This window comes from Rhizobium sp. AB2/73, assembly GCF_020871915.1.
Taxonomy (GTDB): Bacteria; Pseudomonadota; Alphaproteobacteria; order Rhizobiales; family Rhizobiaceae; genus Rhizobium; species Rhizobium dioscoreae.
Genome location: NZ_CP067072.1, coordinates 1,017,086 through 1,029,126 on the forward strand (window position 1 = coordinate 1,017,086; position 12,041 = coordinate 1,029,126).

Annotated in this window: 14 protein-coding genes and 1 pseudogene; 9 read left to right on the plus strand and 6 right to left on the minus strand. The window is 59.1% G+C overall.

Features of this window, described 5'->3' with window-relative positions; genetic code table 11:
• Nucleotides 1–79: 79 nt before the first annotated feature.
• Nucleotides 80–1,384: a cytochrome P450 gene (locus I8E17_RS24330; protein WP_229002191.1), complete on the plus strand. Its 1,305-nt coding sequence runs from the start codon at nucleotides 80–82 to the stop codon at nucleotides 1,382–1,384.
• Between the two features lie 42 nt (nucleotides 1,385–1,426).
• Here the strand turns inward: I8E17_RS24330 and I8E17_RS24335 are convergent, their stop codons facing one another.
• The gene (locus tag I8E17_RS24335) at nucleotides 1,427–2,464 is read right to left on the minus strand and encodes a dipeptidase (RefSeq protein WP_069609929.1); all 1,038 of its coding nucleotides are present in this window, start codon (nucleotides 2,462–2,464) and stop codon (nucleotides 1,427–1,429) included.
• A 100-nt stretch (nucleotides 2,465–2,564) separates the two neighbouring features.
• Here I8E17_RS24335 and I8E17_RS24340 point away from each other — a divergent pair, with 100 nt between their 5' ends.
• The 4 genes from I8E17_RS24340 to I8E17_RS24355 all read left to right on the plus strand — a co-directional run bounded on the left by I8E17_RS24340 (nucleotide 2,565) and on the right by I8E17_RS24355 (nucleotide 5,299).
• Nucleotides 2,565–2,927 carry a hypothetical protein gene (locus I8E17_RS24340; RefSeq protein ID WP_069609930.1) on the plus strand — a complete coding sequence of 121 codons (363 nt, stop codon included), beginning with the start codon at nucleotides 2,565–2,567 and terminating at the stop codon, nucleotides 2,925–2,927.
• Nucleotides 2,928–3,124: 197 nt separating this feature from the next.
• Nucleotides 3,125–4,171 (plus strand): helix-turn-helix domain-containing protein, encoded by a 1,047-nt coding sequence (locus I8E17_RS24345; protein WP_229002192.1) that lies wholly within the window; start codon nucleotides 3,125–3,127, stop codon nucleotides 4,169–4,171.
• A gap of 270 nt (nucleotides 4,172–4,441) precedes the next feature.
• A complete protein-coding gene (locus I8E17_RS24350; RefSeq protein ID WP_069609932.1) occupies nucleotides 4,442–4,663 on the plus strand; it encodes a hypothetical protein in 222 nt (73 codons plus the stop codon).
• A gap of 231 nt (nucleotides 4,664–4,894) precedes the next feature.
• Nucleotides 4,895–5,299 carry a VOC family protein gene (locus tag I8E17_RS24355; protein ID WP_229002153.1) on the plus strand — a complete coding sequence of 135 codons (405 nt, stop codon included), beginning with the start codon at nucleotides 4,895–4,897 and terminating at the stop codon, nucleotides 5,297–5,299.
• A gap of 135 nt (nucleotides 5,300–5,434) precedes the next feature.
• Here I8E17_RS24355 and I8E17_RS24360 read toward each other — a convergent pair whose 3' ends face one another.
• Together I8E17_RS24360 and I8E17_RS24365 are read right to left on the minus strand one after the other, a co-directional pair.
• Nucleotides 5,435–5,806, minus strand: a complete 372-nt coding sequence (locus I8E17_RS24360; protein ID WP_069609934.1) for a hypothetical protein — start codon at nucleotides 5,804–5,806, stop codon at nucleotides 5,435–5,437.
• 134 nt (nucleotides 5,807–5,940) lie between these two features.
• Nucleotides 5,941–6,285, minus strand: a pseudogene (locus I8E17_RS24365) (glutathione S-transferase C-terminal domain-containing protein); the annotation flags it as partial.
• Between the two features lie 66 nt (nucleotides 6,286–6,351).
• Here I8E17_RS24365 and I8E17_RS24370 point away from each other — a divergent pair.
• The gene (locus tag I8E17_RS24370; protein WP_113367009.1) at nucleotides 6,352–6,483 is read left to right on the plus strand and encodes a hypothetical protein; all 132 of its coding nucleotides are present in this window, start codon (nucleotides 6,352–6,354) and stop codon (nucleotides 6,481–6,483) included.
• Between the two features lie 7 nt (nucleotides 6,484–6,490).
• Here I8E17_RS24370 and I8E17_RS24375 read toward each other — a convergent pair whose 3' ends face one another.
• From I8E17_RS24375 to I8E17_RS24385, 3 genes are all read right to left on the minus strand, one after another.
• Nucleotides 6,491–6,916 carry a hypothetical protein gene (locus tag I8E17_RS24375; RefSeq protein ID WP_069609936.1) on the minus strand — a complete coding sequence of 142 codons (426 nt, stop codon included), beginning with the start codon at nucleotides 6,914–6,916 and terminating at the stop codon, nucleotides 6,491–6,493.
• Between the two features lie 117 nt (nucleotides 6,917–7,033).
• Nucleotides 7,034–7,648: a hypothetical protein gene (locus tag I8E17_RS24380; RefSeq protein ID WP_176727946.1), complete on the minus strand. Its 615-nt coding sequence runs from the start codon at nucleotides 7,646–7,648 to the stop codon at nucleotides 7,034–7,036.
• A gap of 368 nt (nucleotides 7,649–8,016) precedes the next feature.
• Nucleotides 8,017–9,039, minus strand: a complete 1,023-nt coding sequence (locus tag I8E17_RS24385) for a LacI family DNA-binding transcriptional regulator (RefSeq protein WP_069609937.1) — start codon at nucleotides 9,037–9,039, stop codon at nucleotides 8,017–8,019.
• Between the two features lie 167 nt (nucleotides 9,040–9,206).
• On the opposite strand from I8E17_RS24385, the gene ltnD reads away from it, so the two are divergent.
• From ltnD to otnC, 3 genes are read left to right on the plus strand one after another with little or no spacing between them, the layout of a single operon-like run.
• Entirely contained in the window at nucleotides 9,207–10,115 is a 909-nt protein-coding gene (gene ltnD / locus I8E17_RS24390) for an L-threonate dehydrogenase (RefSeq protein WP_229002154.1), read from the plus strand.
• 3 nt (nucleotides 10,116–10,118) lie between these two features.
• A complete protein-coding gene (gene otnK, locus I8E17_RS24395) occupies nucleotides 10,119–11,393 on the plus strand; it encodes a 3-oxo-tetronate kinase (protein ID WP_113367010.1) in 1,275 nt (424 codons plus the stop codon).
• Nucleotides 11,390–12,040: a 3-oxo-tetronate 4-phosphate decarboxylase gene (gene otnC / locus I8E17_RS24400; protein WP_069609939.1), complete on the plus strand. Its 651-nt coding sequence runs from the start codon at nucleotides 11,390–11,392 to the stop codon at nucleotides 12,038–12,040. Before otnK ends, otnC begins: the two co-directional genes overlap by 4 nt.
• Nucleotide 12,041 lies beyond the last annotated feature (1 nt).

Sequence of the window (12,041 nt, forward strand, 5' to 3'; positions counted from 1 at the left end):
ACAAGGAGACTGAAGGATGAATGCACGCGTGAACGCTGCCGATCTCTCGCAGACGACATTTCCCCTCATCCCGCGCTCGATGCCGCATGTCCTCCTATCGCTGATCCGCAATCCGCTCGACGCGCTGCCGCCGGAAATCTTCACCGAGCCCATGGTCTTCACCAAGGTGGGTGGAAAACTGCGGATCTATCTCGCCGATCCTGAGCTCATCTATCAGGCGCTGGTGCGCAATTCCCACGCGCTCGGCAAAGGCGAAGATGTGCGCCGCGTGCTGGGCCCGGCTCTCGGCAACGGCATTCTGACCTCCGATGGCGCCCATTGGAAATGGCAGCGACAGTCGGTGGCCGGCGCCTTTCGCCATGAAAAACTGCTGGAACTGCAGCCAGCCATGATTGCGGCGGCCGGGCGCAGGCGTGATCTCTGGCTCGCCCGTAAGAACAGCCCTATCGACCTGTGTCAGGAAATGATGCGCACCACCTTCGATATTATCGTCGATACGATGATGTCGGGCGGCGAAGGCATCGATGTCGACAAGGTCGAGCGCAATATCACGAACTACCTCAAGCCGACCGGCTGGAAATTCGCGCTCGGCCTTCTTGGCTTGCCCGACTGGATGCCCCATCCCGGCAAGGAGAAGGCGCGATCGGCCGTTGCCTTCCTGCGAACGACCCTCGGCACGGTGATTGCCGAACGACGCCGCAGCGGCGGGGAACGGAGCGATCTGGTTTCCATGCTGCTTGACGCAGCCGACCCCGAAACCGGTCGCATGATGACCGATGAAGAGGTCATCGACAATCTGATGACCTTCATCACCGCCGGGCACGAGACGACGGCGCTCGGTCTTGCCTGGACCTTCCATCTTCTTGCGCGCCATCCCGATTGCCAGGCCAAGCTCTTCAAAGAAATTGCCACCGTGACCGAGGGCGGCCCGCTGACGGCCGAACATCTCAGCAAGCTCACCTACACCAGGCAGGTCTTTTCGGAAGCCATGCGGCTCTATCCGCCGGCGCCAATCATTTCGCGCGCGGTAACTAGCGAATTTGCCATCGGCACGCACATGATACCGGCAGGCACCATTATCTATGTACCGATCTACGCCGTGCATCATCATGCGGATCTTTGGGAAGACCCGGAGCTTTTTGATCCCGACCGATTTGAGCCGGCGGTGGCGCGAAACCGCCATCGCTACGCCTTCATGCCATTCGGCGCCGGTCCGCGCGTCTGCATCGGCAATGGCTTTGCGATGATGGAGGCCGTCGCGATCCTCGCCGTACTCCTGCAGAAATTCCGCGTAACCGGCTCGACTGAGCCTTCGCCCAAACCGGTCATGAAGGTTACGCTGCGGCCCATGCATCCGCTGTCGATCAATCTCGTGGAGCGATAGTCGAGCGGGTCATCTGCCCCCGAACAGAAACGAGAGGGCGTCTCAGCCGCCCCAGGTCTGTTCGAGGACACGGACCCAGTTCTGATGGGCGATCTTGACAAGCGACTGATCATCGAACCCGTGCGCGCGCAGGGCTTCGATCAGCTTCGGCAAGCCGCTCGCATCGCCGAGCACCGCTGGAATGGTCGTGCCGTCGAAATCGGAGCCGAGCGCGACATGCTCAACGCCGATACGCTCAGCAATGTAAGCGACGTGGCGAACGAGGACTTCGAGCGGCGTATCGGTGTTCCTGACACCATCATCCCGCAGGAAGAGCACGCCGAAATTGATGCCGACCAGGCCGCCGGTATCGCGGATCGCGTCGAGCTGCTTGTCGGTCAGATTGCGGCTGTGAGGGCTGATGGCATGCGCATTGGAATGCGAGGCGACCAGCGGCGCATTCGACAACTTGGCGATATCCCAGAATCCCTGCTCGTTCATATGCGAGAGATCGATCATGATCCTGAGATCGTTGCAGGCGCGGATCAGATCCTTGCCGGCATCGGTAAGCCCTGGGCCGATATCGGGCGACGAAGGAAACCGGAAAGGCACACCATAGGCAAAGACATTGGGGCGGCTCCAGACCGGCCCGAGCGTGCGCAGGCCGGCTTGATGCAGAACGTAGAGAGCATCGAGATCGGCCGCGACCGCTTCCGCACCTTCGATGTGGAATACGGCAGCGAACTGGCCTTCGGCAATCGACCGCTTGATATCACCGGCCGTGCGGCAGACCTTCACGGCTCCCTGGGAGCGCGCTTCAATCGCAAGGAGAAGCCGCGCCATGGCCAGAGTTTCATTCAGTGCGTCGGGCTGAGTAGGTGTTGCGAAATCGGCATTTTCCGCCTTCGGCTGATCCGGCGAGGGGATAAATATGGCGCAGAGGCCGCCCGCGAGGCCGCCACGGCGAGCCCGAGGTAGATCGATATGTCCGGCAGCTTCGCCATTCAGGAAAGCATCGACGGAATTCAAGCCACCGCGGCGCAGCCGGAGCAGCACGTCGTTATGGCCATCGAAGACGGGGATTATCGAGGATTCGGTCATGTCTCATTCCAAAAATTGCAGTTGATATCTGCCTAGGCAAGCTTGGCGGAATGGGCAACTGCAAACTACGTATAGGGTCTGCGAAAATGGAATTGGTCGGTTGCAAGACCTCGCTGTCAAAATGTTCGGAAATTACGATGGCGGCCAGGCGGTGCCAAGGCGGCGAGGCAAAAGCGGAATAGTTTCGCAGCGGTTTTGCAGGGCATATCCATGGAGCGAATTTTCGCTTTTGACGTGGCAGATGTGCCTGCACGAGACAAATCGGCTCAGCCAGCGCCATATTTTGCGGCAATTGCAGCGGGAATATAGGTTTGGCGACCCGCAACACTTGCTTTTTCTAAAATGCGCAGCAAATGAAAGCTTTAGTATGGTGAAAGAGCTGGGAATACGGCAGGAATTACAGCAGCATACCAGCTCGCTGAAGAAGGCGGCTCAAAGCGGAGACAACCGTCTGCTTGGATGATGGATGGAGCGGCGCGGCGCTCACTTCCGGGTTGAGCCGTGTTCGAGGAGAACGGATTGTCTGATTTTCGGCGCGAGGAACGATCCGGATCTGCGTCAGACGAGGCGAAGGAATCGTCATGGCGCAAGGACAGGAAGTCGTTACAATCAGAACGGCGGCGCTTCCCGCGACCGGAGAAGGCGGCGACGGAGGAAGCCCTGCCGCCTCCAGCGTTGCAGCCGCTGAAGTTTTCGACGCGCGACATCGAGCCGGCCGCGCAATTTGCCGCCTGGCAAGCTTATGTCGCTCCCGTGGCCGATGTGCGATTGCCGGATAATATCCCACCGGAAGCCGGCTTTCCCGCAGATCATGTCGCGTGGAATCTTGGCGGAATGCTCATCGTTCAACAGGATACGCCGCCCCATAGCTACATGCGCTCGCAGGCGAAGGTGAAAACCAATCACATCGATCACTGGCATGTCTCAGTGCCGACCAGTGGCCGGACCTGGACGGAAGTCGATGGCCGTGTTCTGGAAGGCGAGCCGGGCAAGGTGGAACTGCGATCGCTGGGACACCCTTTTCGAGGGCGCTCGACGGAGGCGAAGGGCCTCTCGCTCTTCCTGCCGAGGGCATTGCTGTTCGACGTTCCCACACCGGTCGAGATTGAGAACAATATTGCGCTCTCCGGCGTGTTCACCAGCATGTTGATCGAATTCCTCGACAGCGTCGAAAACAATCTCGCGCGCTTTGCAGCCACCGATCTGCCGCATGTCGTCCAGACGGTGCGCAATATGATTGTGGCTTCCGTTTCGACCTCGGCGGCGCAATCGACCGGCACGGAACAGCATAGCACTCTCGCCCTGACGGAACGCGTGCGGCGGTTCGTGGAAGGCAATCTCATTTCGGGCGACCTGACGGTCGAGCACATATGCCGGGAGCTCGGCATATCCCGTACCAGGCTCTATCAGATATTCGAACAATATGGCGGCGTGCATCACTATATTCAGCGCCGTCGCCTCCTGTCGGCTCATGCCGCCCTCAGCGATCCCGCCAATCGGGAACAGATCGTCGACATTGCCTTTGCAGTCGGCTTTTCCTCGGCGGCGCACTTCAGCCGAGCCTTCGGCAAGGAGTTCGGCTATAGTCCCCGTGAAGCCAGAAACCTTACCATCCCGCGCTATCTCGGGCAGGTCATCTCACCGGCATCCTCCGGCAGCAGCCACTCCTTCGACGAATGGCTGAAAACCCTCGGCTACTATCACTAGACCGCGGATTTCTATGCCTCAAGGCGGGCGCGCCCGGAGAGCACGCGCAAGCGAGGGGGGCACGTCTTCCCACCAATCCCCATGTCGGCCCGAAACCGCACTTCAGCAATTGCGAAAATGGACGCTGCTGCAAGTTTCCGGATGCACGTCTAACGACATATGGTGCGTAACCCATTAAAAAAGAAGAACAATAGTCGTTCGGAGACCGAAGCCCTAGTGTTTGGTGAATGTACTGTGCGTCCAACGGGGCAAGTCATAGGGAAAACAGCAATGGTATCTACTCGCCAGACAATAGAGATCAGCAAGCCTCAGCATCCCGTCAATGACTCATATCGCGCGGTCGAGCGCGAAGAGGTCCTTGAAGTGGCCTTTCGTGACTTTGTTCAAATGGCGCTCGCTGCCGGCTGGAACGAGCCCGAGGTCGCTTTGACCTTGGCCGATATTGCCGATGACTATGTGATGGCTCTCGCTGGTAGAGTTGCTGAGAAATAGTGTTCCGCGTCCGTCCGCGCTCCGCAGGGGTGGGCACGAACGGTTAGAAGCAACTCTCCAGCATGCCGTCGGTGACACCGCTCAAAAGAACAAGAAGGCGGCTCACCGGCGGCATGAATTTAATTCGGCAAGCAGTCAGCATGCTTCCTTCATGCCCTGCCCCATCCAGGCAAGATTTGTAGAAAGCAGGTCACGATGAAGATCAGGCAACATCTCTGGTTTCAACATGACATGGAAACGGCGATCGAACTTTATACGTCGCTTATCCCGGGTTCGGCAGCCGGATGGGTCTCAAGTATTCTCACCGACAATCTGAATGGACCGGCCGGCAGCGTAAAGTTTGCAGGTTTCACACTTGGAAATCGCGCCTATATGGGCTTCGAGGCAGGGCCATTCGACCGCTCGGAGCATAGTTCTTCCATCACAGTCGAATGTGCGACACAGCACGAGGCGGACCGTTTGCGTTATGCGCTGGGGAAGAAAAGCCGTCCGAACGATCGCGGCCTTGTGAGAGATCCATGGGGCATATATTGGCAGTTTCTGGTCAGGCAGCAAAGCGCTGACGCCAAAATATCCGCCAAATCGGGGCAAATCGGCAGCGTCACGGTCACAAAAAAGAAATTCGCCGCCGCCTGAAAGGCGCGGCAAAGCTATCGTAAACTCGAAGGTCGCGACAAACGCATGGCTTTCAGCCAGTCGAAAGCATGCGCCGCCGTGATATAAGCGGAGGCCGACCCACACTCGGCTTCCGCTTATGCTCTATTTCGAGCGTCAGTCGAGGACCGGGCAGCCGCGCCGATTGGCGAAGACCATACGATCCGGACCGCCATCGTTCCAGCCGCGAACGACGATGCGGCGCCCGTTACTGTCGATCGAATCAATGCGACGGAAGCCTTCCGCCCGCGCGGCGCGCATGAGATCGCGTCTGTCGCAACCGCGGTCACGATCCCAGCCCCTGTCGCGGTCACGATCCCAGCCGCGCGGCGGACCTCTCCAGTCCCGACCCTGGTCGCGCTGCCAAGGCGGCGGCGCATAATCATCATCGCCGCCATAATACTGCGCCGAAGCGACAGACGTCATCAGTTGCAACGCAGCCAATCCGACCACGGCAACACGCGAAATCCGTACCAAACCTTCCAGCATTTCCCTTACCCCCATTTCCTGTCTTGTAAACAAGAATAAAGATATGCCGATTCGCATGAACTCTGCCTGAACGCAGCCGGAGCCGGATTGGTGCCGCGCTGCCGCCCGACCGCAGCGCTTTCGCGCGACATGTCTCAGCTGAAGGGAAAGGCGCGAAACTCTTCGCTCTCCTCGGCACGCACCGACAGCGCATGAAGGCGCGGGCAAGCCTTTACATCGAGGGCATCGGGCAGCATCTCGCGCGTAAAGTGAAACGCGACAGCACTGGTGATATCAGCCTGGAGCGGCCGTCTACCGAAAAGCCAGGGATCGGTCTGCGGCATTTCCGCCTCCAGCAGACGGTACGCCGCCGCAAGCTGACCATGAATTCGGTCGAGCCAGGGCTGATGCTGCTTTTCCATAGGACGTAGCTTATGCTCGTAGACGATCTGAACCGTCTTTTCACATGCTGCTAGCATGCCAAAGAACGCCAACCCGCTTGTCGTCATCGCCACCTATGACCAGCTCTTCTGGAAGAAACAAGCCTTCCTGTTTCGGTCATCGCGATGCATGTCGGTCTGGGAAGCGCTGCAAACTTCCGTCATCATTTTCGCACAAGCGTCGGATTGTCACCGACAGCCTATCGATCGCGATTCCGCAGCGCCGACGGCGAACAACAATCCCGTGCGTCTAACTGAAGAATATCTATCGCGATTTGGAGCCTTTGGAGATGTAGGATCTGCCCCCGGCTGTACGGCGAGCACGCGGCGTCGCCCGCGAGAGCCGATCTCCGCGGTGCCAGTCTGTGATTGCCGAATGGACGGATTGGGATAGAAGCATCGCCCCGGCCAGGCAATAGAGCAGCACGATGATGGCTGCCTCGACGATCAGAGGCAGAAATGCAAAGCGAGCGCCAGGGCTTTCCTCCTCTTCAGGGAGCAGATCAGGCAGCCCGAGGATCATCGCCGTCAACGGCGAGGCAAGGATAGCAACGAAAGCGACGCCATGAATCCAGAGACGAAATCGAGGCAATTTTCCGGCCACCCAAAAGGCCAGAAGCGGAGCGCCTATATTGCATATCAAGCCAAGTAAAACCGCGATCTCTGTCGGCAGGATCGAATCGTCGTGCATGAATTCCCAATCCCTCAATGCTACCCAGATTAGTGCCATGCACCCTAAAAAACAACTTGATCGTCTGCGTTCGCACTCAGCAGAAATGAGGCTTTCACTGCTACAAATGATCGGAAATCATTGCCGCGATGGTTCGCGGCGATGCCATCTAAGGATGAAAACATGGGTTTTCGTCAGACTTGAGCCGATCCGCCTGAATTTGGCTTCCTTGTCCTGTTCCATCTGCTGGCGCACCTTCCAGAAAACGAAGCTGTCATGGCTTTCCTTCAGCGTCAGGAAATAGCCGGAGGAATAAGCCCCTTCGAAACGGTCGATGAAGGTCAATATCGCCGGATGACGCAAGTCGTATCCCACCCATCCGCATTCGGGATAGATTCTCCTGTTCAGATAGGCGGCAAGCTGATTTCCACGCGGGGCGATTCCATCGAGAAAGCTCTTCGGAATGGGCCTATGGGTCACGATATCGGCATCGAGCCATATCAGCTGATCGACCGTGTTATGATAGCGTCTGACGGCATCGGCGACCGCAAAGACCTTGTTGGAAAAGCGCGCGGCGTCCCACCGGAAATCCCGCACCAGCCCATTGCGTGACGAGATATATCCATTTGCCTGCGGTTCGCTGCCATAGGCATCGCGAAAGTCGCGCAGCCGGGGCAATGTCTCGCAATGATCGAAAACCAGAAGACGGCGGCCCTTCTCCTCGATTTCGACATTCTCGGCATAGACGGCCAAAGAGACTTCCTTCGGCCAGCAGGCAAGGAAGGTCTCGATACATTTCTTACCGTAGTCACACGATAACCCTTTTCATGAAAAGTGGTGACAACGATATGGCTCAACTCTTCCCGTTGCCACGGATCGGTCAGGAACATCGGCAGTCGGACTCCGCGATAAGATACTCCCTATGCGTCTATACGATCGTCTTGGCCTGCCGGTTTCCAAATATTTCCGAACTGTGGATTTTCCGGGAAATCTTGTTGCAAAGCTTGGGCTTAAAAGGGCTGGAACCCACATGCAGGCATCACGGCTCATCTGGTTCAAACGGACCTGTCGCCGACATCAATCCGGGCATGCGTCGGAAGAGAGAAAATTATGAAGAGATATCAGGAAGCGCCGTCGGCTGCTCCATAACCATCGATTCCCACGATTGTCGGCTTGACCGCTATGGTTTTCGGCATCGCATCCCCGCCGGTGACGACCGCATGGCGCACCAATTGCGCCGCAACCTCGCCAATAGCGCGCCGGGGCGAGCGGGAGGTTGCGATCGGCGCGGGTAGCGAACCGACCAGATCCAGCCCATTGAAGCCGGCAATCAGGATCTTCTCAGGAACCGCGACGCCTAGCTCCATGCAGGCAAACAAGCCGCCGCTCGCCATGTCGTCGTTGGAGTAATAGATGCAATCGAGATCCGGCACCGACTCGAGCATGGTCGTCGTCAGCTGTTTTCCAAGCGCGATCGAGGAAAAGGCATCATCGATCCGCTGCTCGGCAAACCCCAGACCATGGGCATGCAGGACGCGTTCGAAGCCGGCCTTGCGCTTGGCCGCGCGCAGATCCCTTGCCAGAGCGCTGCCGACATAGCCGAACCGTCTTCGCCCCGCCGCAATCAGCGCCTCGGCCATATCCTCTCCCGCGGCGCCATGGGACAATCCGACATTGAAATCGATCGGCGTGCCATCGAGATCCATGAGCTGGATAACCGGAATATTGGAGTGGCGGAGCAGCTCCACGGTCTCCTCCGGCTGATCGAGGCCGGTGACGATAATGGCGCAGGGCTGCCAGGAAAGCATGTCACGGATGATCTCGCGCTCCTTGGCTATATCATAGTCAGATATGCCGAACACGGCCTGCATGCCGGAACCGTCGAGCCCGGCGGAAATACCGGCAAGCACCTCCGGAAAGACGATGTTCGACATGCTGGGAACGACGACCGCGACCAGATTGGTGCGCTGCGAAGACAAGGAGAGCGCCAGCCTGTTGCCGACGTAGTTCATCCGCGTCGCTGCTTCGATCACCCTGTCACGCGTCTCGCTGGAAACATCGGCAACGCCGCGAAGCGCGCGCGACGCCGTCATCTTGCTGACGCCTGCTTCGATCGCGACTTCTTCCAGAGTGGGTTTGCGCATCCCCAAGCAACCCTCGATGTTCCATGGCGGCTGGCCCGACGCCGCCCCTCTTCATAGAATGTTTCCCGGAAAAGGCAAACATCCAGCTATTGACAAATACCCGGAAAATGGGACTTGGTATCGATACCGGTACCGGTAACATAGCCGAAAATTACAGAGGTAGCACCGTGCAGAACACGAAGAAGGCCGCCGTCATCGGCCTGGGGTCCATGGGTTGGGGCGCCGCTCTGTCCCTTCTCAAGGCAGGTTTTGCCGTCAGTGGCTGCGATGTTCGCAGCGAGGTTCTTGCCCGCCTTGCCGAGAACGGCGGCTCGCCCTGCACGACGCCGGCATCAGCGGCCGACGATGTAGACGTGATCCTCATCTATGTCGTCAACAGCAAGCAGGTCGAAGACGTGCTTTTCGGGCAAAATGGCGCACTGAAAACCGCGCGACCCTCAACCGTGTTCCTGCTCTGTACGACCATGGCCCCGAGCGCTACGATCGCCATTGCGGAACGACTGGAGGAAGCAGGCATGCTCGTCATCGATGCTCCCGTCTCTGGCGGCCATGTCCGTGCGCTTTCGGGTGAGATTACCGTCATGGCATCTGGCATGCCCGAGGCCTTCGATCGCGCATCCACGGTGCTCGATGCCATTTCGGCCAAGGTGTTCCGGCTAGGCGATCGCCCGGGCGCCGGCTCGCAGGTCAAGATGATCAACCAACTGCTGGCCGGCGTGCACATCGCCGCGACAGCCGAGGCCATGACGCTTGCCGCCAAGGCCGGCATCGATCTGAAAACGCTCTATGACGTGATCTGCGTGTCCGCCGGCTCGTCCTGGATGTTCGAGAATCGCGGCGAGCACATCGTATCCGGCGATTACACGCCGCGTTCGGCGGTCAATATCTTCGTCAAGGACCTCGGCATCGTCACTTCGGAGGCCGGCAAAGCCGGTGCCGTCACCCCGCTCGCAGCAACGGCGCTCGGTCTCTTCGTCGAAGCGTCGCAAGCCGGTCTGGGTCTTGAAGACGACGCAGCGGTTGCAAAAATCCTGGCCGCCAGGAGCGGTGCCAGCCTGCCGGGCGTAAAGGACTAGGCCATGACGCTCCTGCTTGGCTGCATCGCGGATGACTTTACCGGGGCGACCGATCTGGCCGCGCTGCTGGCGCGCAGCAGACTGCCCGTTTCGCTGCGGATCGGCGTTCCACAAGACAAACGCGACCCGAACGAGACGGCGGCCTTCGAGGTCATAGCCCTCAAATGCCGGACATCGCCTGTCGATACCGCCGTTGATCAGGCACGTCAGGCGCTGGCATGGCTGAAGGACGCCGGTGCTAGCCGCTTCTTCTGGAAATACTGCTCGACATTCGACAGCACGGTCGAAGGCAATATAGGTCCAGTCGCGGATATGCTGATCGCCGAGACCGGCGCGACCCAGACAATCTATTGCCCCGCCTTTCCGGAGAACGGACGCAGCGTCTTCATGGGTCATCTCTTCGTCGGCGAGCAGCTTCTGTCGGAAAGCCCGATGAAGGACCATCCGCTGACCCCGATGCGCGATTCGAACCTCGTGCGGCTTCTGACCCCGCAAGTGTCCGGCCGGGTCGGCCTTGCCAATCGCAACATAGTTTCAAAGGGCGCCGCGGCGTTGAAAGCACGGCTGGAGGAGTTGGGCAGCGACGGCATCCGGCATGTGATCGTCGATGCCATATCCGACGATGATCTTCGAACGATTGCGGCAGCATCCTTCGACATGCCGCTGCTAACCGGCGGCAGCGCGATCGCCGGTCAGCTTCCGCGATTTTACATGGAACAGGGCCTCGTCCGCCTCTCCGAACATCGACAGGCACTGCCAAAGGTTACCGGCGGCTCGATCGTCCTATCCGGCAGCTGCTCTGCCATGACGCGCCGACAGGTCGCCCATTATGCCGGCAAAGTCGCCAGCCTGCGGCTCGATCCGATCGCGCTTGCGCAAAACGGCGCAAGTACAGCGCTGGAGTGGTTGCATCAGCAATCTCCCGATGCGCCGAAGCTCATCTATGCCACCGCCGAACCCAACGAGGTGCGGCAAGCTCAGGAGCAGCTGGGCAGGGACAAAGCGGGGCAGGTCGTCGAAGATGCTCTTTCGAAGATAGCCCGCGCTGCTTTCGATTACGGAACGCGCCGCTTCGTCGTTGCAGGCGGCGAGACATCCGGCGCGATCACGCAGGCGCTCGGCGCGGCGCATCTGACTATCGGACCAGAAATCGCACCCGGCGTCCCTTGGACTTTCACGACCCTTAGGAATGAAACAGTCGCCCTAGCTCTCAAATCTGGCAATTTCGGCGAGGAAACCTTCTTTACGGACGCTTTCGACAGATTGGAGGCAGCGTGAGCGAAGAAGCCGCACTGCGCGAGCAGATCTGCATGATGGCTAAATCGCTTTACGATCGTGGCCTGACCGCCGGCTCCTCCGGCAATATTTCGGCGCGGCTCAGCGACGGACGGCTGCTGGTGACGCCGACGGGCAGCTCCTTCGGTCGCCTCGACCCCGCCCGCCTCTCGCTTTTCAACAGCGAGGGGCGCCTGATCGGCGGGGACAAGCCGACGAAGGAGATGCCGCTGCATGCCGCCTTCTATGAGACACGACCGAAAAAGACAGGCGCCGTCGTCCATCTTCATTCCAGCCATTCGGTGGCGCTCTCGATCCTGCCCGGCGTCGATGCCGACAACATGCTGCCGCCGTTAACGGCCTATTCGATCATGAAGCTCGGCAAGGTGAAGCTATTGCCCTATTTCATGCCCGGAGATCCGGCGATGGGCGATGCCATCCGCGGCCTTGCCGGTAAGCGCAGCGCAGTGATGCTGGCGGCACATGGTCCCGTGGTCTCGGCGAAAGATTTGGAAGCGGCTGTCTATGCGATAGAAGAACTGGAAGAGACGGCAAAGCTTGCTATCTTGACGCGCGGGGCCAATCCCTCGCTGCTGACGGATGCGCAGATCGCCGATCTCGTCCGCATCTATGACGTGGAATGGAACTGAA